Consider the following 26724-nt stretch of genomic DNA (forward strand, 5'->3'; position numbering starts at 1 on the left):
GGCTGCGGCCCTCAGGCCGGTGCAGCCCATTTCGCGCGATCGGCCGGCTTCTCCCTGTAGATCGTGCCGCCGAAATCGATGTGCAGTTCCGTGTCGGCCCTTTCGCGCCGGCGCGCCAGCACCTCGAAATGCTTCGGCTTGCGGCGCGGCGCGTTTACGACCATCCAACCCGCCGAGGCCGCCGCCGCGAGGGCATGCGCGGGATCGGCGGGGCCATCCGCCCGCTTGGAGCCGGGGGCGTGGTGGGGCTTCTTGTGATGGATCTCCACCGGATCCCGGCCCGCGGCCGAAATCCGTGTGACCTTGATCTCCGAGGGACGGCGCTCGCCCTCCAGGGTCACGTGCAGCCCGCTCGTGATCGGAAACGCGTCCACGCCCTTCGGGCCGAGATCGGCCAGATGTGTCTCGCCGCCCGCCTCGAGGGTGAAACGATGGGCGAAGACGTGCCGGATGGTGCCCGAGAGGGCGGTCGTGTCGTGAAGCGGCATGATTTTCTCCGTGGAGCGCCCAACCGCAGGCGCATTCGATATATCGAAATCTGCCACGAAGGTTTCAAGGACACGATCAGATCGGTCCGGACACGGCGGCAGCCCGCCATGTCCGAGGGCAGGTTCTGGCGGCGCGCCCGCTTCTCAGGCGCCCGTTTTCCTCAGGCGCCCGTCGCGACCGCGCGGGCCGGATCGGCACCCCATTCCGACCAGGAGCCGTCGTAGAGGCTTCGCGCCGGGCGGCCCATGGTCTCGAGAGCGAGCGCGATGATCGCCGCGGTCACGCCGGAGCCGCAGGTGGTCACGATCGGCCGGTCCGGATCGACGCCGTTCTCGGCGAAGACCGACTTCAATTCCTCCGGGGTCTTCATCCGGCCGTCACGCTGGAGTGCCGCGTAATGCAGATTGCAGGCGCCCGGCATATGCCCCGGTCGGACGCCGGGCCGGGGTTCGGGCTCCTCGCCGCGGAATCGTGTCGCCGAACGGGCATCGACCACCTGAGCCGACCCGGTTTCCAGCGCCCGCGCCACGTCGTCCGCATCCGCCACCGCGCCGTGATCGAGGCGGGCCGAGAAGTGGCGACGCTCGTGCGGGTGCGGCTCGCCTTCCTCGGTGGGGTAGCCTGCCGCGATCCAGGCCGGGAGGCCGCCGTCGAGGACCAGGGCGTCCCGCACGCCGAAGGCCTTGAGCATCCACCAGACGCGCGGAGCCGAGAACAGGCCCTGACCGTCATAGACCACGATCTGCATGCCGTCGCCGACGCCGAGGGCGCGCATCCGGGCGGCGAACACCTCGGGCCGCGGCAGCATGTGCGGCAGGCTCGACTCGGTGTCGCTCATGGCGTCGAGATCGAAGCGGCGGGCGCCGGGAATGTGGGCCGCGCGGTATTCGGCCTCGGGGTCCCGGCCTGCGGCCGGCAGGTACCAAGAGGCGTCCAGGACCACGATGTCGGGAGCTTGAAGGCGGTCGTGCAGCCATTCGGGTGACACGAGGGGCGCGTGGGCCATGGTCAGCGGATCCGGCTCTGTTCGCGTTGCAGGCTCACAGAACCACAGGTCGCACCGCGTTGCACGCCCGGGACAGGCTCGGAGGCGAGCGTCCGGCGGATTCGTCAGGCCCGGCCAATGCCAATCGAAGCGATGCGCGAATGCGCCGAGCTACGCATCCCGCACCGTGGTCCGATGCACCCGACGCAGGCTGGTCTTGTTTTAAAGAGCCGTAACCCCAGTTACGACAACATAATGACGCCAATCGCGTCGGTCGTCCGGCCGGCATCGTGTTGGCCGACCCGGGCGCCCCGCTTGCGGATGCGCGCCGGGTCCGTCGCCTGAACGAGACGCGTTCAAACTTCCCTTGTCTGCCGGGGTGCATGATCCACCGAGCAGGATACTTATTGAGCCGATCAACGCCATGAATCAACTCGTCCGTATGTCCCAGATTGGCGACGCCGAGACCGTCGAGGAGCCGTCGGCCGACCTGCGCGTGCCCTTCGCGCAGTCCGGAGCCTTCGTGTGCAAGTACATTATCGGTGAGCCGAACGACCGAGCCGTCTGTTGCGGGGCACCCGTGTCCGACGGCAAGAGCTGGTGCGCCTATCACCGCCGCATCGTGTTCGAGCCGACCCGGCCCGGCCGCATCCGCTGAGCGAAGCGTCTCTTCGTCCCGGCCGTCACTGTGTCCGCATGACCTGGATGACGGCGGGGGTGATGATGACCACGAACAGCACGGGCAGGAAGAACAAGATCATCGGCACTGTGAGTTTGGGCGGCAAGGCGGCCGCCTTTTTCTCGGCCTCGTTCATGCGCAGGTCGCGACTCTCCTGGCTCAGCACCCGCAGCGCCTGTCCCACCGGCGTGCCGTAGCGCTCCGCCTGGATCAGCGCGGTGGCGACGGATTTCACCGGCTCGAGGCCGGTGCGCAGCACGAGATTCTCGTAGGCCTGCCGCCGGTCGGGCAGAAACGACATCTCGGCGGTCATCAGGGCGAGTTCCTCGGCCAGCACGACCGAGGAGGTGGCGATCTCGGTGCTGACCTTCCGGAAGGCGTTCTCGATCGCCATGCCGGATTCCACGCAGATCAGCGTGAGATCGAGGGCGTCCGGCCACGCCTTTCGGATCTCGGTCTGGCGCTTCTTGGCGGCGTTGACCAGGAACAGCTCCGGCGCCTTGATGCCGGCATAGGCCGCGCCGACCACCAGCCCGAACCGCACGAGGTAGGATGAATCCAGAACCTCGAGCACGAACAGGTAGAACAGGGCCGCGATCACCGAGGCGAGCGGCACGACGAACCGGAAGAACAGGAACGCCGTCTCCGACCCCGGGCCGCGATAGCCTGCCTGCATCAGCATGCGCTTGGCCGTGTCGGTGCCGAGCCAGCGGCGCAGCTGGTACCGCTCGACGATGGACTTCATGTAGGCCTTCGGCTCCACGCGCAGCGTGGCCCGGGTCGCCGGCCCGTCCGCCTTCACCCGCTCGCGCCGCCGGATCTGCTCGCGCTCGTCGCTGACGAGCTTCATCCGCTTGCTGAGCTTGTCGGTTTCCAGGAAGGGCTGCGCCACCGCGTAGGCGGTCGCCGCCGCCGCGACCGCGGTCAGGAGCGTGCCCATGAAGCGGGGATCGAACAGCTTCTCGGCAATGTCTTCGATCATCGGGCGGTATCCGGCAGAGGGCGCACCGCGCCTAGAACTCGAACGCGATCATCTTCTTGATCGTGAAGATGCCGATGGACATCCAGATCGCCGCGCCGACCAGGGCGACCTTTCCGGTATCGGTCGTCCAGAGCAGCGAGATGTAGTCGGGGCTCGTCAGGGCGGTGATGCCCGCCACCGCGAAGGGCAGGCAGGCGATGATCGAGGCGGAGGCCTTGGCCTCCATGCTCATCGCCTGGACCTTGCCGCGCATCTTGGCGCGGTCGCGCAGCACCGTGGACAGGTTGTTCAGCGCCTCCGACAGGTTGCCGCCCGACTGCTGCTGGATGTTGATCACGATGGCGAAGAAGTTCACCTCGGCGGTGGGCACCCGCTCGAACAGCCGCGTGCACGCCTCGCCGAGCGACAGGCCCATGGCCTGGGTCTCCACGACGGTCCGGAACTCGCTGCGCACCGGCTCCTCGGCCTCGCGCGAGACCATGCGGAAGCAGTCGCCCACCGGGATGCCGGTTCGGATGCCGCGGACCACCACGTCCACGGCGTTGGGCAGCTCCTTGTTGAACTTCGCGATGCGCTTGAGCCGCAGGTGGCGCAGCAGCCACGCCGGCAGGCCGAAGCCCCCCGCGAAAGCGGCCCCGAGCGCCGCGAGGGCATTGTCGGTGATCACGAAGATCAGCAACCCGAGGACGCCGCCGCTGGCGGCCGAGATCGTATAGAAGGTCCGCTTCGTCCATCCGAGGCCGGCGCGGGCGAGCTTCAGCTCCACGCTGGCCTTCGAGGCGCCCTTGGCCTTCGCCTCGATCTCGCTCAGCGTCTTGGCGACCTGCTCGCGCCGGTTGACCGCGACGCCCCGGGTCGCCGCGCCGGAGGCGGAGACGCTGATCGACTTCAGACGCTTGTTCGCCCGGCGCTCGCCGCCGAGCAGGGGCAGGACAGCCACGTAGGCGACCGCCGCGACCGCGATGCCGATGAGGCCCGCGGCGAGCGGCAGGTTGGAGGCGCCGGCGGCCGCGGCGGGCAGGTCCGGCATGCGCTCAGCTCCGGTCGATGATCTCGGCGGCGTCGAGCGCCTCGCCGAGCCGCTGTTCCAGGCCGTAGTAGCGGGCCCGCTCCCAGAATTTCGGCCGGCCGACGCCGGTGGAGCGGTGGCGCCCGATCAGCTTGCCGTTCGCGTCCTCCCCGACGATGTCGTAGAGGAAGACGTCCTGCGTTGTGATGACGTCGCCCTCCATCCCGAGCACCTCGGTGATGTGGGTGATGCGCCGCGAGCCGTCGCGCAGGCGCATGGCCTGGATCACCACGTCGATCGAGCCGCAGATCATCTCGCGCAGGGTCCGGGACGGCAGGGTGAACCCGCCCATCGAGATCATCGACTCGATACGCGACAGGCATTCGCGCGGGCTGTTGGCGTGGAGCGTGCCCATCGAGCCGTCGTGGCCGGTGTTCATCGCCTGGAGCAGGTCGAAGGCTTCCGGTCCGCGCACCTCGCCGACGATGATCCGCTCCGGCCGCATGCGCAGGCAGTTCTTGACGAGATCGCGCATGGTGACCTGGCCCTGGCCCTCCATGTTGGGCGGCCGCGTCTCCAGGCGGACCACATGGGGCTGCTGGAGCTGCAGCTCGGCCGCGTCCTCGCAGGTGATCACCCGCTCGTCGTGCTCGATGAAGGCGGTCAGGCAGTTCAGCAGCGTGGTCTTGCCCGAGCCCGTGCCGCCCGAGATGACCACGTTGCAGCGCGACTGGCCGATGATCTTGAGAACCTCGGCGCCCTCGGGCGAGATCGCCCCGAAGCGGACGAGCTGCTCCAGGGTCAGCTTGTCCTTCTTGAACTTGCGGATGGTGAGCGCCGGGCCGTCGATGGCCAGCGGCGGCGCGATGACGTTGACGCGGGACCCGTCCGGCAGGCGCGCGTCGCAGATCGGCGAGGCGTCGTCGACGCGCCGGCCCACCTGGCTGACGATCCGCTGGCAGATGTTCATCAACTGCTGGTTGTCGCGGAACCGGACGCTGGTCAGCTGGATCTTGCCGCCGACCTCGATGAAGGTCCGATGGGCGCCGTTGACCATGATGTCGGCGATGTCGTCGCGGGCGAGCAGCGGTTCCAGCGGGCCGTAGCCGAGGACGTCGTTGCAGATGTCGTCGAGCAGCTCCTCCTGCTCGGAGATCGACAGGACGATGTTCTTGAGCCCGATGATCTCCGTGACGATGTCGCGGATCTCCTCGCGCGCCGTCTCGGCATCGAGGCGCGAGAGCTGCGTCAGGTCGATCGCCTCGATCAGGGCGCCGAAGATCAGACTCTTCGTGCGGTAATAATCCTCGGACCGCGCGGTCTCGACGACGACCGGCGCCGCCTGTGCCGGACGCGCGACCGGAGCCGCCGCATCGCGCAGGACCGGCGTGGCCGGCGCCGGGGTCCGGGCCTGCGGGATCGGCGGGGGGGCCACCGATGTGCCGCCGGCGTGTCGCCTACCGAACATGGGTCAGCCCTCCGACGCTGACCTGCGGAGCCCGTGGGACGAAGGATCGTATCCGCATCAGGATGCCTTGCGGCCGGCGAGCTTGGCGAGCAGCGGCTCGAGCAGGCTCGGACGTCCCCGCCGGCTCTCCGGACGCCCGAGAGTCATGGCGGCCAGATCGTTGAACAGCTCCGCCACCTTCGATCCGGCCTGGATCTCGGCGATCATCTGGCCGTTATTGGCGGCGGTGCCGAACAGCGTCGGCTCGAACGGAATCGACAGGGCGACCGGGGTCTCCAAGGCCTTGGCGAACTCGGCTGTGCCGATCTCGGGCCGCTTCGGTACGCCGACGCCGTTCAGCAGAACGCGGGGCGGCTGGTCGTTCGGGCGCCCGTGCTTCAGCGCGCCGAGAAGGTTCTTGGCGTTGCGCAGGCAGGCGAGATCGGGACCGGCCACGATCAGGATCTCGTCGGCCGCGGTCAGGATGCGCTTCGACCACGCGTTCCACTGATGCGGGATGTCCAGGACCACGCAGGGTACGCTCGCCCGCATGTGCTCGATCAGCGCGTCGAAGGCCGGCTCGGACAGGTCGATGGTCCGGTCGAGGCTCGCCGGCGCCGAGAGCAGGCTCAGGTTGTCGCTGCACTTGGACAGCAGCCGCTCCACCAGGGCGGAATCCAGCCGCTCGGGGGCGAAGACCGCTTCGGCGATGCCCTGCGGCGGATCTTGGTTGAAGTTCAGCGAGGCGGTGCCGAAGGCGATGTCGAGATCGGCGATCACCGTCTGGACGCCTTGGTTCCGGGCAACCGACCACGCGAAATTGTGCGCCACCGTGGAGGCGCCGATGCCGCCTTTCACGCCGTAGACCGCCACGGTCCGTCCCACCGGCTTGACGCCCGGGGCCGTGAACAGGTCGGAGATCGCCGCGATCAGCGTCAGGGGCTCGACCGGCACCATGAGGTAGTCGGACACCCCGCGCTGGATCAACTGCCGGTAGAGCATCACGTCGTTGAGGTGGCCGATCACCACGACGCGGGTGCCCTCGTCGCAGACCTCGGCCAGGGCATCGAGGCACTCGATCGGCTTCGAGCGCGCGCCTTGGATCTCGATGATGATGACGTTGGGCGTCGGCGCGTGCCGATAGGCCTCGATCGCGGCGGCGCCGCCGCCCATCCGGACCTTGACCTGCGCCTTCTGCATGCGCCGGTCGAGGGCTGCGCCCTCGATCATCGCGGCGGTCTCGCCGGTCTCGCAGAATGCCTGGATGGTGATCCGGGGCACCGGGGCGATCGTGCGCTCGCTCGTCTCGGACAGGTCTGCCATGACGGCGCTTTCGGGTTCGCGTTCGGGGCGCGGCGTCGGGGAGCGGCGGGGCTGCCCGTCCCAACGCCGGCTGTCTCAGTTGGTGACTTGGGACTTCACGGCGGTCTGCCCATCTTGCCGCCATGTGGTTGACGGATCCTTGCCGTCCCGCAATTGCCCGATGTCCCGGACGCGCTTGACCGTATCGATCCGACCCTCGGGGCGGCCGCGCACGAGGTCGACCGGATCTGCGACCTGGGCGGCGACGTTAGACTGCGTGGCGCAGCCCAGGTTCCAGCTCGGCTGGTTGCTGTAATCGTAGGCGAAGCTTCGGGTCCCGAGATCCTGAGGCCAGAGGCCGCAGGCGTCGGACACCTTGGCCTGCATGCGCTGGAAGCTCAGCCGGATCGGCGCGGCGAGGGTCGGGGCGGTGACCACGTAGCCGGTGACGGTGATCTCGCGGACGCCGATGCCGTTCTGCGTCCCGAACCGGCCGAGCACCGAGGCGGTCCGCTGGACGGCGGCCACTTGGTTGGGCGGGACGCCCTGCGGAACCTCCATCAGCAGGGCGCCGCGGCCGTACCGGCGGTATTCGAGCATGAAGGCATCGACATCGGCCGCCTGGCGCGGATCCAGATGCCCTACGCCGGTGGGGAACACGTCGAGGTTGCGGGCCCCGTCCGTCAGGACGATCGGGTGGCGTGCGCGGTAATCCGTCACGTCGATCCCGCCGGTGGTGGCGGGATCGCTCTTGCAGGCCGCCGCGAGGGCGCCCAGCGTGCAGGCGGCGAGCAGGCTCGCGGCGCGGCGCGGCAGGGTGGGCGGGGGACGTCCGGTCATGGTTCCGATCCTGGGGCGCGGCGGTGACGCGGGGCGCTACTCGACGATGAAGCCGACGCGGCCGCGATAGGTGCGTCCGAGCGGCGGCGCGGCGGCCGCCCCGGGGGAGGCGACCTTGCCGTAGAGCCGGTTGATCTGGCCGAGCAGCACCGCCTGGCCGTCGGTGGAATCGACGAAGTTGTCGTCCGGCCGGCTCACCTGCTTCGGTTCCATCGTCCGGGCGATGTAGGGGGTGCACATGATCATCAGCTCCGTCTCCTGGCGCTGGTAGTCGCGGGAGCGGAACAGCGCGCCGAGGATCGGAAGATTGATCAGGCCGGGCAGGCCGGAGATCGCCTGCTTGTTCACCTGCTGGATCAGGCCGGCGGTCATCATCACGCCGCCCGAGGGCAGCTCGACGGTGGTCTCGGAGCGCCGCACCCGGGTGCCCGGCACCGCGACCGAGTTGTTCCCGACGACGTAGGTGAAGTTCTGCTGTGGATCGATCTCGGTCACGTCCGTTGCGACGCGGATCGAGATGCGGTTGTCGGCGAGCACCACCGGCGTGAACGACAGGGCGACGCCGTAGGGCTTGTAGGTGATGCCGGGGGTGCACACGCCGCCCACCGTGCAGGCGGCCGAGGATGGCACCGGGAACTCGCCGCCGGCCAGGAACTTCGCGGCCTCCCCGGAGATGGCGGTGAGCGTCGGCTCGGCCAGGATCCGCGAGACGCCCGCCTGCTCGAAGGCCTTCAGGGTTGCCTGGAGCGAGAAGCCGCCCGACTGGATCGAGGCCTGGATCTGGTTGCCGCTCGGAGCCGATGGGTTGATCGGGAACGGCAGGTTGTTGATCAGCGCCGGTGACGTCGCGGAACCGAGCGGGTTCAGCGCCGACCAGTTGCCGGTCATGTTGATCCCGAACTGCTTCAGGACGTTGCGCGACACCTCCACCACGGTGACGCGGAGCATCACCTGGTCCTTGTTGCGGATCGTGAGGTTGTTGATCACGGCGCCGCGCGCGCCCGCGGTGACACCGCCGCTCGGTGCCCCCGCGGCCCCCGCCGCGCCCCCGCCGCCCAGCCCCACGAACGCATTGGCGATGTCGATCGCCTGCTGCGCGTCCGCGGAGGAATTCACCGACCCCGAGAGCAGCACCGAGGCCCCCGAGGAGCGCACGTCGAAGCGCCCGCCCGGGATGCTCTGGCCGAGCAACTCGCGCAGGGTCCCGAGGTTGAGATCCCGCGCCACCGACACGTCGAGGGCGGCGATCTGGCGGCCCTCGGCATCCATGATGAAGATCGAGGTCGCGCCGTCGGCCATGCCGATCACGAAGACCTTGCGGGTCGAGCGAACCACGGCGTTGGCCACCGCGGGGTTGGCCACGAACACCTCCTTGGCGTCCCGCGGCAGGTCGACGATCACGGAGCGGCCGGCGGTCAGCTCGACACGCCGGGTCGAGGCGGATTCCGCGGCGCCGACCGTCAGGATCGGCGCGGGACCGAAGGTCTGGCGGTCCTGCGCGGGGGCCGGTCCGGACAGGACGGCCAGCAGGGCGAGGGCGCCGGCCGCGCGGCCGGCGGGGCGGCTCATCGGGCGCGGGTGGGGGGACGGAGCGGTCATGGCGATCACGGCGTCTGCTGCCGCGCGACGCCGAAGCGCACCACGGTCAAGGCGGGTTCGGGCATCTGCGCCACGGACGCATCGGCCAGCGGCGTGGCTTCGGGCGGCCGCCCGGCATCGGCGAGGCTGCGCAGCGAAAGGGTGAGGGCGCCGACCTTCTGGGCCAGCGCCAGGGTCTCGGCCTGCGCGGGCGTGACGGCCAGCGTCGCGGTCTCGCCGGTCACCACGTTGGTGCCGTTCTTCTCCTGGACCAGCTGCCCGATCGCGAGGACGCGGATGTCGGTCAGGATCGTCTGGGAGAGCTGCACGTCGCTGTTGTTGGCCCGCGAATTGGACTCGTCGCGGAACGTGCGGATCACGTCGACGCGGTCGTTCGGGAGGATGAAGCCGCCGGCCGAGTTGGTGCCGCGGCTGTCGGTGACGATGGCGACGGCGCGCATGCCGGCCGGCAGGATCGCCGCCATGAATCCGCTCTCCGGGCGCACGAGCTTCTGCGCGCGGATCGGCTCGCCCGCCAGGAAGCCTGCGCGCACCGAGGCGCCCACGGTCTCCTCGAGCGCCTTGGGGTTGATCTTGCGGGTCACGTAGCCCGCCGTCACGGCGCTGTCCGGCCAGGGTTGCCAGCGCAGATCCGCGGCCCGGAGAACCTGACCCATGGGCATGTCGATGGCGGCCACGAGCACGTCGGTCATCGGTTGCGGCGGCGCCTCGGCCTTCGGCGGCGGAGGCGGCGGTGGCGGATCGCCGCCGCTCATCAGGAAGGCCGCCCCGGTTCCCGCCGCGAGGGCGATACCGAGGACGGCGAAACGGGCTGGGTTCATCGCATCGCCACGCGCCGGAGACGGCCGAATTGCCGTCCATGACCCGAACCTGCGCGGGGATTCGTGTAATTATGGTTAAGGTATTATAACCTCTGGCGTTGTCGCCGGTCCGGAAACGGGGCGCCCGAGAAGCGCGTCACAATCCGCAGGATCCTTCAGCATCCGCCCGAACTCGGCCGTGGTGCATCACCGCTTCGTGACCTATCGTGCCACCGGAACCGCCTCAGAAGCGGGCGCTCGGGCGAACCGGGGGGAAACATGATCAGGACATTCGGCAGCGCGGTTTTGGCGGCTGCCATCGCGGGGACCGCACTCGGCTCCGTACCGGCGGCCGCGCAGGGGACCTTCTCGGACAATGCGGTCCGGATCGGCATCCTCAACGACCAATCCGGCCTCTACGCGGAGTATGGCGGTCAGGGCTCGGTCGAGGCCGCCCGCATGGCGGTGGAGGACATGGGCGGCAAGATCGGCAGCGTGCCGATCGAGATCCTCTCGTCCGACCACCAGAACAAGCCCGACATCGCCTCGGCGATCGCCCGGCAATGGTACGACCGCGACAATGTCGACGCGATCATGGAGCTGACCACGTCCTCGGTGGCGCTGGCGGTCCAGGGCCTGTCCAGGGAAAAGAAGAAGATCACCATCACCACCGGAGCGGCCACCAGCGACCTCACCGGCAAGGCCTGCACGCCCTACGGCTATCACTGGGCCTTCGACACGCGGGCGTTGGCGGTGGGCACCGGCGGCGCGCTGACCCGCGCGGGCGGCGACATGTGGTTCTTCCTCACCGCCGACTACGCCTTCGGCTCGGCGCTGGAGGCCGACACCAGCAAGGTGGTGCTCGCCAACGGCGGCAAGGTGCTGGGCAGCGTCCGGCACCCGCTCTCGAACCAGGACTTCTCGTCCTTCCTGCTCCAGGCGCAGGGCTCGAAGGCCAAGGTGATCGGGCTCGCCAATGCGGGGCTCGATACCTCGAACGCGATCAAGCAGGCCGCGGAGTACGGCATCGTCGAAGGCGGCCAGAAGCTCGCGGCCCTGCTGTTCACCCTCTCGGAGGTGCACGGGCTCGGCCTGAAGGTCGCGCAGGGCCTGACGCTCACCGAGGGCTGGTACTGGGACGCCAACGACGAGACCCGGGCCTTCGGCCAGCGCTACATGAAGCGCACCGGCCGGATGCCCAACATGATCCAGGCCGGCACCTACTCGGCTGTCCTGTCCTACCTGAAGGCCGTCAAGGCGGCCGGCACCGACGAGACGGATGCGGTCAACGCCAAGCTCAAGGCGCTGCCGGTGGACGACGTCTTCGCCCATGGCGGGATCGTCCAGCCGAACGGCCGCATGGTGCACGACATGTACCTGTTCGAGGTCAAGAAGCCGGCCGAGTCGAAAGGCCCGTGGGATCTCTACCGGCAGCTCGCCACGATCCCCGGCAAGGAGGCCTTCGCGTCCCCGGCCGAGAGCGGCTGCCCGCTGACGGCGGCGAAGTAGGGTTTAGGACTCGTCGAACACCGCGCTGTGCGAGCCGATCCGAGCGCCAAGGCGGCGCTCGGATCACCGGCCTCGCGCCGCCTTGGCGCTCGCAACGAACCCTCTCACCCCGCCCAGACGCGCCGGTACAGCGCCACGATCTCGTCGGCGCTGGGCTCCAGCGGGTTGTTGGCCGGGGAGCCGGAGGCCAGCGCCTGGGCCGCCATGGTAGGAAGCAGCGCCTCCCAGCGGGCCGGGTCGATCCCGTATTCCTGCGGCCCCGGCACGTCGAGGTCGTCGTTGAGCGCCTCCAGTTCCGACACCAGGGCCGAGACCGCGGACCGGTCGTCGGTGTCCGGCCCGGCGATCTTCATGGCGCGGGCGCAGGCCGCGTAGCGGTCGACGGCCGCCGGCGCCGAGAAGGCCGTGACCGCCGGCAGCAGCATCGCGTTCGAGAGCCCGTGGGCCACGTGGAAATGTGCCCCGATCGGCCGGCTCATGCCGTGGACCAGCGCCACCGAGGCGTTCGAGAAGGCGATGCCCGCCTGGGTGGCCCCGAGCATCATCGCCTCCCGGGCCGCCCGATCGCCCGGATCGGTCCAGACCCGCCGCAGGTTCGGGGCGATCAGGCCCATCGCCTGAAGTGCCAGCCCGTCCGAGAACATGTTCGCCTTGCGCGAGACGTAGGCCTCGATGGCATGGGTCAGCGCGTCGATGCCGGTATCCGCCGTGAGCCGCTTGGGCTTGGTGAGCGTCAGCTCGTAATCCACCAGCGCCGCCACCGGCAGGTAGGCGAGCCCGATGCACAGCATCTTCTCGTCGGAGGCCTCGTCGGTCACGATGGTGAAGCGGGTGGCTTCCGAGCCGGTGCCGGCGGTGGTGGGGATCGCCACGATCGGCAGGCCGGGCTCGTCCTGCTGACGGGGCGCCTTGTAGTCGCGCATGTGGCCGCCGTGGCGGGCGAGCACCGCCACCGCCTTGGCGGTGTCCATCGGGCTGCCGCCGCCGAAGCCGACCACGCAGTCGAACTCGCCGGCCTTGAGCGCGGCGAGCGCCGCCTCCACGGAGGCGACGGTCGGGTCCGGCACGGTCTCGGAGAAGATCGTCGCCTTGGCGCCCGCCCTGGTCAGCCGTTCCAGCAGCGTGTCGGTGCGGCCGCTGCCGGCGAGGTAGGGGTCGGTGACCACGAAGGGCCGCGACAGGCCCAGCTGGCCGAGCACCTCCGGCAGGAGCCGCGAGGCGCCGGCGCCGACGCGCATCAGCCGGGGCAGGGCGATCGAGGCGACCATCTCTTGATCCTTCCACCCGGCGCGTGACCTGACCTGCCGGAGCCGGCCGATCTTACGGCGCCGGCGGATTCCGCGAAACCGTCCCGGCTTACACCGCCGGCCCGGCGAACAGCGCCCCCGCGGCCTTCACCTCTCCGGCGATGAACCCCGCCACGGCGCGGATATGGGCCGCCTTCCGGTGGTCCTCGTGGATGTGCATGTGGAACGAGCGCGTCAGCGAGACCGCCTCCGGCAGCACCGGCACGAGGCCGGGATGCGCCGCCGCGATGAAGGCCGGCAGGATGCACAGGCCGGCCCCGCCGAGCGTCGCGTGGACCTGGGCCAGGAGGTTGGTCGAGCGCAGCCGCGCCGAGACCGCGGGGCCGAGCGCCCCGAGGTAGTTCAACTCGCGGGTGAACAGCATGTCCTCAATGTAGCCGACGAACGGATGGGCCGGCAGGTCCGCGAGTTCGGCGATCGGCGGCGCGGCCGCGCGGTAGGATTCGGCCGCATAGACGAACAGCCGGTAATCCGTGAGCCGGCGTGCCACCACCCGGGCCTGCTGCGGGCCGGAGAGGCTGATCACGATGTCGGCCTCGCGCTTGGACAGGCTGAAGATCCGGGCGGTGGCCATGATCTCCACCTCCAGCCCCGGATGGCGGGCGGTGAGCCGGTGCATCCGGGGGGCGAGGAACACGCTGCCGAAGCCGTCCGGCGCGCCGATCCGCACCGTGCCGGAGACCGTCTGGGCCGCCCCCGTGGCGGCGCTCGCCGACAGGAACGCGCTCTCCATGGCCTCGGCGACGCCCAGCAGGTTCGCCCCGTCCTCGGTGAGCGCGTAGCCGAGGTTGCTGCGGTGGAACAGGCGGGCGCCGAGACCCTCCTCCAGGGCGCGGATCCGCCGGCCGACCGTGGTGTGCTCGGTGCCGGTGCGTGCTCCGGCGGCGCTCAGGGTCCCGGTCCGCGCCACCGCGAGGAAGAAGCGCAGGTCGTCCCAGTTGGGCCCCGTCCTGGCCATGGCCGCACTCCCGCTGTGCATCGATGCACGACGGCTGTAAGCGCATCCGGCTTTATCGCTCAAGGGATCCTGTTAGGGTGCATCAAAATCAAACGCATCATCACAGGGAGGCGCGCATGCGCACGATCGGGCACTTCATCGGCGGCCGGGCTGTCGGCGGCGAGAGCGGGCGGTTCGCCGACGTGTTCCATCCCTCGACCGGCGAGGTCCAGGCCAAGGTGGCGCTGGCCAGCAAGGCCGAGATGCGCGCCGCCGTCGAGAACGCGGCGGCGGCCCAGCCGGCCTGGGCGGCCACCAACCCGCAGAAGCGCGCCCGGGTGATGATGCGCTTCCTGGAGCTGATCCGCGCCGAGAACGATTCCCTGGCTGAGCTTCTCGCCTCCGAGCACGGCAAGACCGTGCCGGACGCCAAGGGCGACATCCAGCGCGGCGTCGAGGTGGTGGAGTTCGCCTGCGGGATCCCGCACCTGCTCAAGGGCGAGTACACGGAGGGCGCCGGGCCCGGCATCGACGTCTACTCCCTGCGCCAGCCGCTGGGCGTGGTCGCCGGCATCACGCCGTTCAACTTCCCGGCCATGATCCCGCTGTGGAAATGCGCTCCGGCGATCGCCTGCGGCAACGCCTTCATCCTGAAGCCGTCCGAGCGCGACCCGAGCGTGCCGATCCGCATCGCCGAGATCTTCCTGGAGGCGGGCCTGCCGCCCGGCATCCTCAACGTCGTCAACGGCGACAAGGAAGCGGTCGACGCGATCCTGGATGATGAGGACATCAAGGCGGTGGGCTTCGTCGGCTCGTCGCACATCGCCGAATACATCTACGTGCGCGCCGCCGAGACGGGGAAGCGTGCGCAGTGCTTCGGCGGCGCCAAGAACCACATGATCATCATGCCGGACGCCGACATGGGCCAGGCGGTCGACGCGCTGATCGGCGCCGGCTACGGCTCGGCCGGCGAGCGCTGCATGGCGATCTCGGTGGCGGTGCCGGTGGGCGAGAAGACTGCCGACCGGCTGATGGAGAAGCTGATCCCGCGGGTCGAGTCGCTCAAGATCGGCCCGTCGCATGACGGCTCGGCCGATTACGGCCCGCTGGTCACCGCCGAGGCGGTCCGGAAGGTCGCGGGCTACATCGACCAGGGCGTCTCCGAGGGCGCCGAGCTCGTGGTCGACGGCCGCGGCTTCAAGCTCCAGGGCTACGAGAACGGCTTCTACATGGGCGGCTCGCTGTTCGACCGCGTGACCCCCGACATGACCATCTACAAGGAAGAGATCTTCGGCCCGGTGCTCTCGGTGGTGCGGGCGAAGGATTACGAGGAGGCGCTGGCGCTGCCCTCGACCCACCAGTACGGCAACGGCGTCGCGATCTTCACCCAGGACGGCGACGCGGCCCGGGACTTCACCGCCCGGGTCAATGTCGGCATGGTCGGCGTCAACGTGCCGATCCCGGTCCCGATCGCCTACCACACCTTCGGCGGCTGGAAGCGCTCGGGCTTCGGCGACCTGAACCAGCACGGGCCGGACTCGATCCGCTTCTATACGAAGACCAAGACCGTGACGCAGCGCTGGCCGAGCGGCATCAAGAGCGGGGCGGAATTCTCGATCCCGACGATGCGGTAGGCCGCGACGGTCCAAGGATGGGGCGCGGGTCCCTCTCCCGTGCGGGAGAGGGACAGGGTGAGGGGCGGGGACTCTCCGGAAAGACCTGATCCCTCACTCCAACCCTCTCCCGCACGGGAGAGGGGGCACGTCGCGCATCGTGGCAGCGGATGTGCGAGCCCCGTGCAGTTGGGTGGCGAACGAGAGGAAGTGCCCAATGAGTTTCGGGCTCGACGAGGACCGGATCGCGATCCGCGAGATGGCGCAGGGCTTCGCAGCCGAGCACATCGCCCCCCACGCCCTCGACTGGGACCGCGACAAGACCTTCCCGGTCGAGACGCTGCGGGCGGCCGCCGCCCTCGGCATGGCGGGAATCTACGTCCGCGAGGATCTCGGCGGCTCCGGCCTCTCCCGCCTCGACGCGACCCTGATCTTCGAGGCGCTCAGCACCGGCTGCCCGACCGTGGCGGCGTTCCTGTCGATCCACAACATGTGCGCCTGGATGATCGACGCCTACGGCGACGACGACCAGCGCCGGCGCTGGATCCCGTCCCTGATGGGGATGGAGCGGATCGCCAGCTACTGCCTGACCGAGCCGGGCTCGGGCTCCGACGCGGCGGCGCTCCGCACCCGCGCCGAGCGCGACGGCGACCATTACGTCCTCACCGGCGAGAAGCAGTTCATCTCGGGGGCCGGTGCCAGTGACCTCTACGTCTGCATGGTCCGCACCGGCGAGGCCGGCCCGGCGGGCATCTCGGCCATCGTGGTGGAGAAGGGTACGCCCGGCCTCTCCTTCGGGGCCGACGAGCGCAAGATGGGCTGGAACGCCCAGCCGACCCGCGCCGTACGCTTCGACGGCTGCCGCGTGCCGGTGGCCAACCGCCTGGGCGCCGAGGGCCAGGGGTTCCGCATCGCCATGAGCGGCCTCGACGGCGGGCGGCTCAACATCGCCGCCTGCTCCCTCGGGGGCGCCCAGGCGGCCCTCGACAAGGCGCTCGCCTATATGGGCGACCGGCGCGCCTTCGGGGCGAAGCTCACCGATTTCCAGGCCCTGCAGTTCCGGCTTGCCGACATGGCGACCAGCCTGGAGGTCTCGCGCACCTTCCTGCGCCATGCGGCCTCCGCCCTCGACGCCAAGGATCCCGCCGCCACCCAGCTCTGCGCCATGGCCAAGCGCCACGTCACCGACGCGGCCTTCGCGGTGGCGAATGACGCGCTCCAGCTCCACGGCGGCTACGGCTACCTCGCCGAGTACGGGGTGGAGAAGATCGTCCGGGATCTGCGCGTGCACCAGATCCTCGAAGGCACCAACGAGATCATGCGGGTGATCATCGCCCGCGCGCTGACCGGAGACCGCCGATGACCGACGTGATCGTCGAGCGGGTCGGCGCCCTGGGGCGCCTGCGCCTCGACCGCCCGAAGGCCCTGAACGCTCTGACCCACGGCATGGTCGGCACGATCGATCGGGCCCTCGATGAGTTCTCCGCCGATCCCGGCATCGCGGCGGTGCTGCTCACCGGGGAGGGGGAGCGGGGGCTGTGCGCCGGCGGCGACCTGCGCGGCCTCTACGAGAGCGACGGCACGGCCTTCGCCGAATCCTTCTGGCGGGACGAGTACCGCCTCGACGCCCGCATCGCCCAGTACGAGAAGCCCTTCGTGGCGGTGATGGACGGCATCACCATGGGCGGCGGGGTCGGCCTGTCGGGTCATGCCGCCCACCGGATCGTCACCGAGCGCTCGCGCATCGCCATGCCGGAGACCGGGATCGGCTATCTGCCGGATGTCGGCGGCACGTGGCTCCTGCCCCGCGCGCCCGGCGAGCTCGGCACCTATCTCGGCCTGACCGGCGAGCCGGTCGGTGCCGCCGACGCGATCCTGTGCGGGTTGGCCGACGCGATGGTGCCGTCCCGGGCCCTTCCCGATCTCCTCGACGCGCTCTCGGCCCTGGCGCCGGATGCCGGCGACGCGGGCGTGCGGGACCTGATCGGGCGTCTCGCCCGGGAGCCGGATCCGGCGCCCCTGGCCGCACACCGGAGCATGATCGACCGCTGCTTCGCCTTCGACATGGTCGACGAGACCCTGGCGGCGCTGGCGGCCGACGGCTCGGATTTCGCGGCGGCGACCCGCGACATCCTGCTGACGAAGTCGCCGTCGAGCCTCGTCCTGACGCTCTGCCTGCTGCGCCTCGGGCGCGCCGCGCCGAGCCTGGAGGCCTGCCTGGAGCGCGAGTTCCACGCGTCCCTGGCGGTGCTGGACGAGGGCGATTTCCGCGAGGGCATCCGCGCCGCCGTGATCGACAAGGACAAGACCCCGCGCTGGAACCCGCCGAGCCTGGACGCGGTCGATCCGGCCCGGATCGCCCGCTGGCTGGAGAAGCGGGCGGCGCCGGTCTTTCCAGAATCGCGCACTGGGGCGGTGTGATGAGGCTTCGTCTTCACCCACTCATCCCCTCATCCTGAGGCGCCGGAGCGCAGCGGAGGCCTCGAAGAAGGGCTCCAGGGATTGCGGCGTGTTCTGGAGCCCTCCTTCGAGGCCCGCTGACGCGGGCACCTCAGGATGAGGGCGAGGGTGGGACAGGCGATAAACAACTCAGGGAGGACGGGATGGCACAGACCATCGGGTTCATCGGTCTCGGCAACATGGGCGGACCCATGGCGGCCAACCTCGTGAAGGCGGGCCATACGGTGCGCGGCTTCGATCTGGTCCCGGCCTCGCTGGAGGCCGCCCGCGCCGAGGGGATTACCGTTGCGGGCTCGGCCCTGGCGGCGGCCGAGGGCGCGGACGTGGTCATCACCATGCTGCCCGCCGGACGGCACGTGGTCGAGGTCTGGACGCAGCTCGCCGCGGCGCTGCCAGCCGGCACGCTGCTGATCGATTCCTCCACCGTCGACGTCGAGAGCGCCCGCAAGGCCCACGCCCTCGCGGAGGCGCGGGGCTGCCTGTCGGTGGACGCGCCGGTCTCCGGCGGGACCGGCGGCGCCAAGGCCGGGACGCTGACTTTCATGGCCGGTGGCGCCGAGGCCGCCTTCGCGAAGGCCGAGCCTCTGCTCAAGGCCATGGGTAAGAACGTGTTCCATTGCGGCGCGGCCGGCGCCGGGCAGGCGGCCAAGATCTGCAACAACATGATCCTCGGCATCTCGATGATCGGCGTCAGCGAGGCTTTCGCGCTCGGCGAGAAGCTCGGCCTGTCGCACCAGGCGCTCTACGACGTGGCCTCGGTCTCCTCGGGCCAGTGCTGGTCGCTGACCACCTACTGTCCGGTTCCGGGCCCGGTGCCGACCTCTCCGGCCAACAACGGCTACAAACCGGGCTTCGCGGCGGCGCTGATGCTCAAGGATCTCCGGCTCGCCCAGGCCGCCGCCCTGGCCTCCGGCGCCGCGACACCCCTCGGCGCCGAGGCCGCGCAGGTCTACGGATTGTTCGAGGGCGCCGGTCACGGGGGAGAGGACTTTTCCGCGATCATCAATATGCTCCGCGGGCAGGGAGGCGAGTCGTGAGCGACGCGTACGAGACGATCCTGACGGAGACGCGCGGGCGCGTCCTTCTGATCACCCTCAACCGGCCGAAGGCGCTGAACGCCATCAACGCACAGCTCACCGGCGAGGTGATCCGGGCGGCCACCGAGGCCGATGCGGATCCGAATATCGGCTGCATCGTCATCACCGGTTCGGCCAAGGCCTTCGCGGCCGGGGCCGACATCAAGGAGATGCAGCACGCCACCTACGCGGAGATGTATGCGGGCGACCGGTTCGCCGACTGGGACCGCTTCATCGCCGTGCGCAAGCCGATCATCGCCGCGGTGGCGGGGTACGCGCTGGGCGGTGGCTGCGAGCTCGCCATGATGTGCGACATCATTCTGGCCGCCGACACCGCACAGTTCGGTCAGCCCGAGATCAAGCTCGGGGTGATGCCGGGAATCGGCGGCAGCCAGCGGCTCACCCGCTTCGTCGGCAAGGCCAAGGCCATGGAGATGTGCCTGACCGGCCGGATGATGGATGCCGCCGAGGCGGAGCGCTCGGGCCTCGTCTCGCGGGTGATCGCCGCCGACCGGCTCCTCGACGAGGCCATGACGGCGGCCGCGACCATCGCGGCGATGTCGCTGCCGATCGCCATGATGACCAAGGAGGCGGTCAACCGCGCCTACGAAACCACGCTGACCGAGGGCATCCGCTTCGAGCGGCGGGTCTTCCATGCCATGTTCGCCACCAATGACCAGAAGGAGGGCATGGCCGCCTTCGTGGAGAAGCGGCCGCCTCGGTTCGAGAATACCTGAGCGCAGCCCGCCCCGGCCGATGGGGTCGGGGCGCCAAGACCACAAGACGGGGAGGGGAACGACCATGCTGAGCTTCCGGGAGGCCCGCGACCTTCTGCTGGCCCATCGCACCGATTATGGCGCTGCCGTCTCGGCTTTCGCGTGGCCGGATCCGGTGCCGTTCAACTGGGCGCTCGACTGGTTCGATGCCGTCCTCGCCGGTCCCGAGAGCCGCGACCGGGCCGCCCTGCGGATCGTCGAGGCCGGCAGCGGGGCCGAGCAGAGCCTCACCTTCGGGGAGATCGCCCGCCGCTCCAACCAGGTGGCCAACCACCTGCGGCAGCTCGGCCTGAAGCGCGGCGACCACCTGCTCCTGCTGCTGGGCAACGTGCCGGCCCTGTGGGAGACCATGCTGGCGGCGATGAAGCTCGGCGCCGTTGTCATCCCGGCGACCACGCTGCTCACCGCCGACGAGCTGGCCGACCGCCTCGCCCGCGGGCGCCCGCGGGCGATCGTGGCCGGGCCGGAGCAGATCGCGCGGTTCGCCGGCCTCGACACGGGCGGCGCCATCCGCCTCGTCACCGGGGCTGCGACGGAGGGCTGGGCGGCCTACGACGACGCGTTCGGAGCGTCGGAGACCTTCGCGCCGGACGGGCCGACCGGGGCCGACGACCCGATGCTCCTCTACTTCACCTCCGGCACGACGGCGAAGCCGAAGCTGGTGCGTCACAGCCACCGTTCCTACCCGGTGGGAGCGCTCTCGACGATGTACTGGCTCGGGCTCCAGCCCGGCGACGTGCATTGCAACGTCTCCTCGCCGGGCTGGGCGAAGCACGCCTGGTCCTCGTTCTTCGCGCCCTGGAATGCCGGCGCGACGATCCTGGTGATCAATCAAGCGCCGTTCAACGCCGCCGCCCTGCTGGCGCAGCTGGAACGCACCGGTGCCACCACGCTGTGCGCGCCGCCGACCGTGTGGCGGATGATCATCCAAGAGGATCTGACCGGGAAGCGGCTCGCCCTGCGCGAGGTCTGCGCGGCGGGCGAGCCCCTGAATCCCGAAGTGATCGAGCGGGTGAAGAGCGCCTGGGGCCTCACGATCCGCGACGGCTACGGCCAGACCGAGACCACGGCGCTCATGGCCAACACCCCGGGACAGCCGGTGGTGCCGGGCGCCCTGGGTCGGCCCCTGCCGGGCTACAGGGTGCGCGTCCTCGACCTCGACGGACAGCCGGCCTCAGAGGGCGAGGTCTGCCTGGAACTCGGCGCGTACCGGCCCGCGGGCCTGATGCAGGGTTACGACGACGGCCAGGGCCATCTGTCGGGAGCCGACGGCGATCTCTACCATACCGGCGATGTCGCCTTCGTGGACGATCAGGGCTGTTACACCTTCGTGGGACGTGCCGACGACGTGTTCAAGTCGTCGGGCTACCGGATCAGCCCCTTCGAACTCGAGAGCGTGCTGATCGAGCATCCGGCCGTGGCCGAGGCGGCGGTGGTGCCGGTGCCCGATCCGATGCGCCACACCATCCCGAAGGCCTACGTGTCCCTGGTGGCGGGGTCCACGCCTGGGCCGGAGACGGCGCTCGACATCTTCCGCTTCACCAATGCCCGGCTCGCGACGTTCAAACGCCTGCGCGGCCTCGAATTCGTCACCGACCTGCCCAAGACGATCTCGGGCAAGATCCGGCGGGTGCAACTGCGCCGCCTGGAGCACGAGGGCATCACCGAGGATCCGCACCGGGGCCGGGCCTACACGCAGGCGGACTTCCCGGAACTGAAGGGTGAGGCGGAGCGCAAGCTCGACCAGACCGCGGGCTGACCGCGTCCACGCCGTCGTCGCACGCCAGCGAAGCGATCCGGGGCAGCGCGACGCCGGCCGATGGGGCGCCAGGGAATTGCCGGGCTCCGCTCGCAACGACGATGGCGCCCCGCCAAGACTGCATGTTGGCGGGTGACAAACCCTCAAGGTTTCCGTTTCCCCAATCCGAAGCCCGCGATTTACAAGGCTTCTCAAGTCTCCCGTCGACGCTGCCGCATGTCAGCCGGCCCGCGCCGGCCGATCGATAAAATTGCGCGCATCCGCTTCAGCGGCGCGGAGGCTCTGCGGCGCAATCCTGTTCTCAACAACGGGGACGGGTTCGATGGGCGCGGGGCTTCTCAAGACGGTTCGGGGGATGCTGGTCGGAGCAGCGACGCTGCTCGGCCTCGCCGCCACGGCCCAGGCGCAGACGCTTGCGAGCCTGCCGACGGAAGACAATGCCCGGGTGCTGGGCGACGCCAAGCCGATCGCGGCCTGGACGACCTTCTGCCAGAACTACGCGGCCGAATGCGCGCTCGACCGGGGCGAACCGGCCCGGATCAGCCTGACGCCCGCGACCTGGGCGACGATCGTGTCGGTGAACCGGCGGGTCAACAAGGCGGTCGAGCCGATGACCGATCAGGACCACCTGCACGTGGCCGACCGGTGGGATCTGGCCGAGGACGGCATCGGCGACTGCGAGGACTTCCAGCTGCTCAAGCGCCATCTGCTGGCCCAGGCCGGCCTGCCGCGGCGGGCGATGCGCATGACCGTGGTGATCGACGAGAAGGGCGAGGGCCACGCGGTGCTCACCCTGATCACCGACCGGGGCGACCTGGTGCTCGACAACAAGACCAACGCGATCCTGCCCTGGCACAAGACCGGCTACGTGTTCATCAAGCGCGAGAGCCAGGACGCCGTCGCCTGGGTCTCGCTCGGCGGCGTCACCTCCCCGGTCACCACCGCCAACCGCTGATCCGTCTCAGGCCGCCCGGCTCAGCGACGGCTGGGCAAGGCTCGCCACATAGGCCTCGACCCGGCCGATGAAGGCAGCGAGATGGGGGGCGACGCCGCGAAGGCTGGCGAGATCCCGCACCAGGATGTCCCGCGACAGCGCCCTGTCGCCCTCGCTCGGCGCATCGGCGAGATAGGAATCCACCGCGTGCTCCGCGATATTGATCGCGCCGGCCCGACCATCCTCGGCGAGCGCTCTGATCACCTGCTGGATGGCGGGCTGCATTGCGGGTCCTTTCCTGAGGCGCAGTCCCGTCCGCGACGGGCTGGCTTCTTGCAATTCAATCGGGCCCGCCGCGAATCCTGCGCGTGAGCATCCCTGAGAAGCCGGCAAAACTGACCTGAATCAAGACCCTCGGAGGGGGCGCAGAGCGGCTATTCGCTCCGTGCATGTGTTTCGGGTCAGCTCTGCGGATGCAAACGTCTCTTAAATCGGAACCGATAGGGCTCGACGCGCGTTATCAGTCTCGCCCTGACCCATTGTGCGTCGCACGTGGTCGTGTCACCCTTCCGTCATCATCGGGCGGCGGGGGCTTGGGCCATGCGGCACGCGGATGGCGGAATCTCGTGTCAGGTGTTCGGCGCCCTGCAATGGCGGGGCTGGGCTCATGCGGTGCGCCGGGCGCGCCAAGCCGCGAGCTTCGCGCTGGTGGGCGCGATCCTCACGATGGGCGGCGCGACGACCCATGCCCATGCCCGGCTCGTTCTTCCGGATCAGGTGACCGCCGTCGAACAGGCTGGGTCGGTGCGCGCCATCGCGGGCTGGACGGATTTCTGCGCGCGGACGCCCCAGGAATGCGTGGTCGACATTGCCGAGCCCAACGCGATCCCGCTCACCATGGCGGTGTGGCGGACCCTGCAGAGCGTCAACCGTCGAGTGAACGCCCGCATCAAGCCCATCACCGATCAGGCCCATTGGGGCGTCGTGGATCGCTGGGATTTTCCCGATGACGGCTTCGGTGACTGCGAGGATTACCAGTTGCTGAAACGGCGGATGCTGGTGGAGCGCGGCCTGCCGCGGCGTGCCCTGCTGATGACCGTGGTCATCGACGAGACCAACGAAGGCCACGCGGTGCTCACGGTTCGCACCGATCGCGGCGACTTCATTCTCGACAACAAGACCGACGCGATCCGCTCCTGGCGGCGTACCGGCTACAGCTTCATCAAGCAGGCCGGTCAGGACGGGCCGGCCTGGGTCTCCCTCGAGGGCAAGGACGGCACCGCACAGGTCGCCACCGCCGAGCCCTGAATCTGGTCAGACGCCGACCAGCATCGCGGCGAGGTCAAGGGCGACCCGGCCCGAGAGCAGGCTCCAGCCGCACGCGACGATGGTCGCCAGCATCACGAACGGCATCGGCCGGCCCTCGATCCGCCGGCCGCGCACCGTGTTGCGCAGGATGATGAACGGCGCCGAAAAGGCCAGCATCGGCAGGGCGGCCACCGCCGGGAGGCCGCCCCGCTCCAGCAGGCTGAAGCTCGCCCGCCGTGCTGCGAACAGCTCGAAGGCGCTGGCGATCAAGCCGGACAGTGCCAGTCCGATGCACAGGGTCCGGATCGACTCGATGGCGGCGGGCGTGATGACCATTATTCGCGCTCCTGATACAGGTTGCGCGCACTGTACTCATGCCGTTTACCGCTTGTTAAGCACGAGTCTCGGGTAGCGTTAATCCGTGCACAGCTGTGGGCCGGCGCAGCCCCACCGGGGATGCGGGGTCAGCCGCGTCGTCGGCTAGGCCTCTTCCTCGAGATCGATGTCGAGGATTGCCATCCGGAAGACGAAGGAATCGTCGCCATCCTCCTTGTCGTCGGCGATCACGCCGATCGATTCCTCGCCGATGAATACCTCGGCGGAGTCGCCGGTCTTCATCGCCGTGAGGCGGATGTTGTTGTTCGCGAACTTGCGGCGCAGATAGTCCTGAAGCTTCGCGGTCTCGGCTTTGGTCACGCTGATCGATCTCCCCTGGCGGCGCTGGCGCCGCGGATGGGCCGAGGGCTTGCCACGCCTCGGGCGGAGCGGCAAGCGCGACGGCGTTGCGGTTCAGATCCCGTCGCCCAAGTGGATGAACTGGTCCAAGGCGACGAACTGGTCCATCGCCCGGGCGGGATCGTCGCAGCCTGCGGTGCCGACCACCCGCGCCGGCACGCCGACCACCGTGGTGTTGGGCGGTACCGGTCTCAGCACGACCGAGCCGGCCGCCACCCGGGCGCAGGCGCCGACCTCGATATTGCCCAGGATCTTGGCGCCGGCGCCGATCATCACGCCGCGGCGGATCTTGGGGTGGCGGTCGCCGCGCTGCTTGCCGGTGCCGCCCAGCGTCACGGCGTGGAGGATCGACACGTCGTCCTCGATCACCGCGGTCGAGCCGACCACAAGCCCCGTGGCGTGGTCGAGGAAGACGCCCCGCCCGATCCGCGCCGCCGGATGGATGTCGCACTGGAACACCTCCGAGACCCGGCTCTGGAGGTAGAGAGCGAGGTCGCGCCGGCCGCGGTTCCAGACATGATGGGCGAGGCGGTAAGCCTGGAGCGCGTGGAACCCCTTGAAGTAGAGGACCGGTTCCAGCGCCCGGAGTGTCGCCGGATCCCGGTCGATCACCGCGCCGATATCGGCGCGGAAGGCCTGCCCGATGTCCGGGTCCACCGTGATCGCCTCATGGAAGGCGTGGGCGACGAGTTCTGCCGGCAGCGACGGATGCCCCAGCCGGGCGGCGACCCGGTGGGAGACCGCGCCCTCCAGCGTGGTGTGGTTCAGGATCGTCGCCACGATGAAGGAGGCGAGCTGCGGCTCGGTGCGCAGGACATCCTCCGCCTCGGCGCGCAGCCGCGACCAGACCGGGTCGAGGTGCGTGAGGTCGTGCGACTGGTGCGTGAAGGCAGGACTGGCGCTCATAGGCGGATGCTCATGTCCGGAACTTCGGATTCGCTGTCGGTCATGCCTGCGGCGGCGGACCCGTCGCTCGATTGAGCGGAAGGGGGCGCTGTCCGGGGCGGAAACGGGCCGGGCCATCGCTGGGCCGCGTGTTCGGACCTAGCGTGGTGCGCTGCACCGCCGCGATCAAGGGCCGGCGCGACCCGAAAGCCGCATTGGCCGCATGGCTGTCAGCGAACGAGCGACGGTCAGTCCGCCAACGGCGCAGCTTGGCCGAACCGCGCCTCGATGGCTGCCGTCAGGCGGTCCAGCATCGTCTGGACCGGGATGTTGGAGGTGTCCACCGTGGCGGGTGCCCGCGCGTAGAGCGGCTCGCGGCTCGCCAGGACGGCTCGCAGTTCCTGCATCGCAGAGGCATGGTCGCCCGTCGTGGCGAGGTGCCCCTGTTCGCGGACCCGGCTCATGTGCTCCTCCGGCCGCGCGCGCAGCCAGATCGTGTAGAAGGCTTGCAGCAGAAGGTCGTAGGTCAACGGCTCCGCAACGATCCCGCCGCTCGTGGCCAGAATCAGCGGCCCGGGATGCTCGGTGAGGCGACGCAGGGCCGCCTGCTCCAGCCGGCGGTAGCCCTCCTGGCCGTAGATCGCGAAGATCTCCTGGACCGAGAGGGCGTTCTCCCGTTCGATCTCGGCATTGAGTTCCACGAAGGTCCAGCCCAGGCGCTCGGCCGCGAGCTTGCCAAGGGTCGATTTGCCGGCGCCGCGCAGGCCGATCAGCGCTACCCGCGGGCGGTTGCTCGATTCCGGTCGGCTACCGCCGGATAGGGCGTCCTTGGCGGCGGCGATCTGGGCCGGGCTGGCCTGGGCGAGCAGGTCGCGCACCACCGGCCAATCGGGCAGCCCGTCATTGCCGGTGATCAGGTCGTCCAGTCGCACGCCCATGGCGTTGGCCACCCGCCGGAGCAGGATGATGGAGACGTTGCCCTGGCCGCCTTCCAGCTGCGCGATGTAGCGCTCGGACAGGCCGGAGGTCTGTGACAGAACCTTGCGCGACAGACCGCGCACGGTGCGCGCGTGCCTGACGCGGCGCCCGAGGTCTGTGAGAAAAAGTGATTCCTGTTCAACCACGCCGCTCATGGCGCCGTTCGCTTTCCTGCCAGCTTGAGAGCAGGGTCGGTGCCCTGCATGCCTGCCGCTTCGAGATCGATCGCGCCCTACCGTACCATCGGGCGATAGAATGCCCGACCTCGCGCGCCTGAACCGGCGTTCCTGCCCTGAGATCCGTCGCGCGCCATGC

26 protein-coding genes are annotated in these 26724 nt (G+C 69.7%); 10 read left to right on the forward strand and 16 right to left on the reverse strand.

Features of this window, described 5'->3' with window-relative positions:
• Window positions 1-11 precede the first annotated feature (11 nt).
• Window positions 12-488, reverse strand: coding sequence for a hypothetical protein (locus A3862_RS12680; protein ID WP_043759099.1), 477 nt, complete (start codon window positions 486-488; stop codon window positions 12-14).
• A 161-nt stretch (window positions 489-649) separates the two neighbouring features.
• Window positions 650-1495 carry a 3-mercaptopyruvate sulfurtransferase gene (gene sseA, locus A3862_RS12685; RefSeq protein ID WP_111473628.1) on the reverse strand — a complete coding sequence of 282 codons (846 nt, stop codon included), beginning with the start codon at window positions 1493-1495 and terminating at the stop codon, window positions 650-652.
• 403 nt (window positions 1496-1898) lie between these two features.
• Here sseA and A3862_RS12690 point away from each other — a divergent pair, with 403 nt between their 5' ends.
• On the forward strand, window positions 1899-2132 hold the full coding sequence (locus A3862_RS12690; RefSeq protein ID WP_020095642.1) for a GcrA family cell cycle regulator: 234 nt from the start codon (window positions 1899-1901) through the stop codon (window positions 2130-2132).
• A gap of 25 nt (window positions 2133-2157) precedes the next feature.
• Here A3862_RS12690 and A3862_RS12695 read toward each other — a convergent pair whose 3' ends face one another.
• From A3862_RS12695 to cpaB, 7 genes are all read right to left on the reverse strand, one after another.
• Complete coding sequence (locus A3862_RS12695; RefSeq protein WP_043385697.1) at window positions 2158-3135, reverse strand: type II secretion system F family protein; 978 nt, start codon at window positions 3133-3135, stop codon at window positions 2158-2160.
• Window positions 3136-3166: 31 nt separating this feature from the next.
• Window positions 3167-4165: a type II secretion system F family protein gene (locus tag A3862_RS12700; RefSeq protein ID WP_043385699.1), complete on the reverse strand. Its 999-nt coding sequence runs from the start codon at window positions 4163-4165 to the stop codon at window positions 3167-3169.
• Between the two features lie 4 nt (window positions 4166-4169).
• The gene (locus tag A3862_RS12705; RefSeq protein ID WP_043759097.1) at window positions 4170-5612 is read right to left on the reverse strand and encodes an ATPase, T2SS/T4P/T4SS family; all 1443 of its coding nucleotides are present in this window, start codon (window positions 5610-5612) and stop codon (window positions 4170-4172) included.
• A gap of 57 nt (window positions 5613-5669) precedes the next feature.
• Window positions 5670-6914, reverse strand: coding sequence for an AAA family ATPase (locus A3862_RS12710; RefSeq protein ID WP_043349286.1), 1245 nt, complete (start codon window positions 6912-6914; stop codon window positions 5670-5672).
• Window positions 6915-6989: 75 nt separating this feature from the next.
• Window positions 6990-7733: a CpaD family pilus assembly protein gene (locus A3862_RS12715; protein WP_051976176.1), complete on the reverse strand. Its 744-nt coding sequence runs from the start codon at window positions 7731-7733 to the stop codon at window positions 6990-6992.
• 36 nt (window positions 7734-7769) lie between these two features.
• A complete protein-coding gene (locus A3862_RS12720) occupies window positions 7770-9332 on the reverse strand; it encodes a type II and III secretion system protein family protein (protein WP_420845322.1) in 1563 nt (520 codons plus the stop codon).
• A 5-nt stretch (window positions 9333-9337) separates the two neighbouring features.
• Window positions 9338-10153, reverse strand: a complete 816-nt coding sequence (cpaB, locus tag A3862_RS12725) for a Flp pilus assembly protein CpaB (protein WP_043349290.1) — start codon at window positions 10151-10153, stop codon at window positions 9338-9340.
• Between the two features lie 258 nt (window positions 10154-10411).
• Between cpaB and A3862_RS12730 the strand changes: the two genes are divergently transcribed.
• Window positions 10412-11641: an ABC transporter substrate-binding protein gene (locus tag A3862_RS12730; RefSeq protein WP_043759093.1), complete on the forward strand. Its 1230-nt coding sequence runs from the start codon at window positions 10412-10414 to the stop codon at window positions 11639-11641.
• A gap of 104 nt (window positions 11642-11745) precedes the next feature.
• On the opposite strand, the gene A3862_RS12735 is transcribed toward A3862_RS12730, so the two are convergent.
• Together A3862_RS12735 and A3862_RS12740 are read right to left on the reverse strand one after the other, a co-directional pair.
• A complete protein-coding gene (locus A3862_RS12735; RefSeq protein ID WP_043759092.1) occupies window positions 11746-12909 on the reverse strand; it encodes an iron-containing alcohol dehydrogenase in 1164 nt (387 codons plus the stop codon).
• An 88-nt stretch (window positions 12910-12997) separates the two neighbouring features.
• Window positions 12998-13906: a LysR family transcriptional regulator gene (locus A3862_RS12740; RefSeq protein ID WP_043759090.1), complete on the reverse strand. Its 909-nt coding sequence runs from the start codon at window positions 13904-13906 to the stop codon at window positions 12998-13000.
• 116 nt (window positions 13907-14022) lie between these two features.
• Between A3862_RS12740 and A3862_RS12745 the strand changes: the two genes are divergently transcribed.
• The 7 genes from A3862_RS12745 (at window position 14023) to A3862_RS12780 (ending at window position 22524) form a co-directional block, all read left to right on the forward strand.
• Window positions 14023-15519, forward strand: a complete 1497-nt coding sequence (locus A3862_RS12745; protein ID WP_043385717.1) for a CoA-acylating methylmalonate-semialdehyde dehydrogenase — start codon at window positions 14023-14025, stop codon at window positions 15517-15519.
• A gap of 196 nt (window positions 15520-15715) precedes the next feature.
• Complete coding sequence (locus tag A3862_RS12750) at window positions 15716-16861, forward strand: isobutyryl-CoA dehydrogenase (protein ID WP_043759088.1); 1146 nt, start codon at window positions 15716-15718, stop codon at window positions 16859-16861.
• Window positions 16858-17919, forward strand: a complete 1062-nt coding sequence (locus tag A3862_RS12755) for an enoyl-CoA hydratase/isomerase family protein (RefSeq protein WP_043759086.1) — start codon at window positions 16858-16860, stop codon at window positions 17917-17919. Before A3862_RS12750 ends, A3862_RS12755 begins: the two co-directional genes overlap by 4 nt.
• 182 nt (window positions 17920-18101) lie before the next feature.
• Entirely contained in the window at window positions 18102-18995 is an 894-nt protein-coding gene (mmsB, locus tag A3862_RS12765) for a 3-hydroxyisobutyrate dehydrogenase (RefSeq protein WP_043759084.1), read from the forward strand.
• Complete coding sequence (locus tag A3862_RS12770) at window positions 18992-19771, forward strand: enoyl-CoA hydratase (protein ID WP_043759083.1); 780 nt, start codon at window positions 18992-18994, stop codon at window positions 19769-19771. Before mmsB ends, A3862_RS12770 begins: the two co-directional genes overlap by 4 nt.
• A 64-nt stretch (window positions 19772-19835) precedes the next feature.
• Window positions 19836-21569 (forward strand): AMP-binding protein, encoded by a 1734-nt coding sequence (locus A3862_RS12775; protein WP_111473629.1) that lies wholly within the window; start codon window positions 19836-19838, stop codon window positions 21567-21569.
• Window positions 21570-21891: 322 nt separating this feature from the next.
• Window positions 21892-22524, forward strand: coding sequence for a transglutaminase-like cysteine peptidase (locus A3862_RS12780; RefSeq protein WP_043759079.1), 633 nt, complete (start codon window positions 21892-21894; stop codon window positions 22522-22524).
• Between the two features lie 6 nt (window positions 22525-22530).
• Here the strand turns inward: A3862_RS12780 and A3862_RS12785 are convergent, their stop codons facing one another.
• Window positions 22531-22788 (reverse strand): hypothetical protein, encoded by a 258-nt coding sequence (locus A3862_RS12785; RefSeq protein WP_043358027.1) that lies wholly within the window; start codon window positions 22786-22788, stop codon window positions 22531-22533.
• 315 nt (window positions 22789-23103) lie between these two features.
• On the opposite strand from A3862_RS12785, the gene A3862_RS12790 reads away from it, so the two are divergent.
• A complete protein-coding gene (locus A3862_RS12790; protein WP_051976324.1) occupies window positions 23104-23811 on the forward strand; it encodes a transglutaminase-like cysteine peptidase in 708 nt (235 codons plus the stop codon).
• Between the two features lie 6 nt (window positions 23812-23817).
• Here the strand turns inward: A3862_RS12790 and A3862_RS12795 are convergent, their stop codons facing one another.
• From A3862_RS12795 to A3862_RS12810, 4 genes are all read right to left on the reverse strand, one after another.
• A complete protein-coding gene (locus A3862_RS12795; protein WP_043759078.1) occupies window positions 23818-24147 on the reverse strand; it encodes a DUF6949 family protein in 330 nt (109 codons plus the stop codon).
• Between the two features lie 144 nt (window positions 24148-24291).
• Entirely contained in the window at window positions 24292-24507 is a 216-nt protein-coding gene (locus A3862_RS12800; protein ID WP_007565940.1) for a DUF3126 family protein, read from the reverse strand.
• 93 nt (window positions 24508-24600) lie between these two features.
• Window positions 24601-25452, reverse strand: coding sequence for a serine O-acetyltransferase (gene cysE, locus A3862_RS12805; RefSeq protein WP_043388169.1), 852 nt, complete (start codon window positions 25450-25452; stop codon window positions 24601-24603).
• Window positions 25453-25679: 227 nt separating this feature from the next.
• Window positions 25680-26564, reverse strand: coding sequence for a helix-turn-helix transcriptional regulator (locus A3862_RS12810; RefSeq protein ID WP_043388170.1), 885 nt, complete (start codon window positions 26562-26564; stop codon window positions 25680-25682).
• Window positions 26565-26724: the final 160 nt, after the last annotated feature.

This window comes from Methylobacterium sp. XJLW (assembly GCF_003254375.1).
Lineage (GTDB): Bacteria > Pseudomonadota > Alphaproteobacteria > Rhizobiales > Beijerinckiaceae > Methylobacterium > Methylobacterium fujisawaense.

Bases quoted from the DNA above. Each gene is read 5' to 3' on its own strand.
- A3862_RS12750 (WP_043759088.1), top strand. From the start codon at position 15,716: ATGAGTTTCGGGCTCGACGAGGACCGGATCGCGATCCGCGAGATGGCG.
- cysE (WP_043388169.1), bottom strand. From the start codon at position 25,452: ATGAGCGCCAGTCCTGCCTTCACGCACCAGTCGCACGACCTCACGCAC.
- cpaB (WP_043349290.1), bottom strand. From the start codon at position 10,153: ATGAACCCAGCCCGTTTCGCCGTCCTCGGTATCGCCCTCGCGGCGGGA.
- A3862_RS12720 (WP_420845322.1), bottom strand. From the start codon at position 9,332: ATGACCGCTCCGTCCCCCCACCCGCGCCCGATGAGCCGCCCCGCCGGC.
- A3862_RS12755 (WP_043759086.1), top strand. From the start codon at position 16,858: ATGACCGACGTGATCGTCGAGCGGGTCGGCGCCCTGGGGCGCCTGCGC.
- A3862_RS12790 (WP_051976324.1), top strand. From the start codon at position 23,104: ATGCGGCACGCGGATGGCGGAATCTCGTGTCAGGTGTTCGGCGCCCTG.
- A3862_RS12745 (WP_043385717.1), top strand. From the start codon at position 14,023: ATGCGCACGATCGGGCACTTCATCGGCGGCCGGGCTGTCGGCGGCGAG.
- A3862_RS12740 (WP_043759090.1), bottom strand. From the start codon at position 13,906: ATGGCCAGGACGGGGCCCAACTGGGACGACCTGCGCTTCTTCCTCGCG.
- A3862_RS12780 (WP_043759079.1), top strand. From the start codon at position 21,892: ATGGGCGCGGGGCTTCTCAAGACGGTTCGGGGGATGCTGGTCGGAGCA.
- A3862_RS12795 (WP_043759078.1), bottom strand. From the start codon at position 24,147: ATGGTCATCACGCCCGCCGCCATCGAGTCGATCCGGACCCTGTGCATC.
- mmsB (WP_043759084.1), top strand. From the start codon at position 18,102: ATGGCACAGACCATCGGGTTCATCGGTCTCGGCAACATGGGCGGACCC.
- sseA (WP_111473628.1), bottom strand. From the start codon at position 1,495: ATGGCCCACGCGCCCCTCGTGTCACCCGAATGGCTGCACGACCGCCTT.
- A3862_RS12775 (WP_111473629.1), top strand. From the start codon at position 19,836: ATGCTGAGCTTCCGGGAGGCCCGCGACCTTCTGCTGGCCCATCGCACC.
- A3862_RS12710 (WP_043349286.1), bottom strand. From the start codon at position 6,914: ATGGCAGACCTGTCCGAGACGAGCGAGCGCACGATCGCCCCGGTGCCC.
- A3862_RS12695 (WP_043385697.1), bottom strand. From the start codon at position 3,135: ATGATCGAAGACATTGCCGAGAAGCTGTTCGATCCCCGCTTCATGGGC.
- A3862_RS12690 (WP_020095642.1), top strand. From the start codon at position 1,899: ATGAATCAACTCGTCCGTATGTCCCAGATTGGCGACGCCGAGACCGTC.
- A3862_RS12700 (WP_043385699.1), bottom strand. From the start codon at position 4,165: ATGCCGGACCTGCCCGCCGCGGCCGCCGGCGCCTCCAACCTGCCGCTC.
- A3862_RS12785 (WP_043358027.1), bottom strand. From the start codon at position 22,788: ATGCAGCCCGCCATCCAGCAGGTGATCAGAGCGCTCGCCGAGGATGGT.
- A3862_RS12715 (WP_051976176.1), bottom strand. From the start codon at position 7,733: ATGACCGGACGTCCCCCGCCCACCCTGCCGCGCCGCGCCGCGAGCCTG.
- A3862_RS12705 (WP_043759097.1), bottom strand. From the start codon at position 5,612: ATGTTCGGTAGGCGACACGCCGGCGGCACATCGGTGGCCCCCCCGCCG.
- A3862_RS12735 (WP_043759092.1), bottom strand. From the start codon at position 12,909: ATGGTCGCCTCGATCGCCCTGCCCCGGCTGATGCGCGTCGGCGCCGGC.
- A3862_RS12730 (WP_043759093.1), top strand. From the start codon at position 10,412: ATGATCAGGACATTCGGCAGCGCGGTTTTGGCGGCTGCCATCGCGGGG.
- A3862_RS12810 (WP_043388170.1), bottom strand. From the start codon at position 26,564: ATGAGCGGCGTGGTTGAACAGGAATCACTTTTTCTCACAGACCTCGGG.
- A3862_RS12680 (WP_043759099.1), bottom strand. From the start codon at position 488: ATGCCGCTTCACGACACGACCGCCCTCTCGGGCACCATCCGGCACGTC.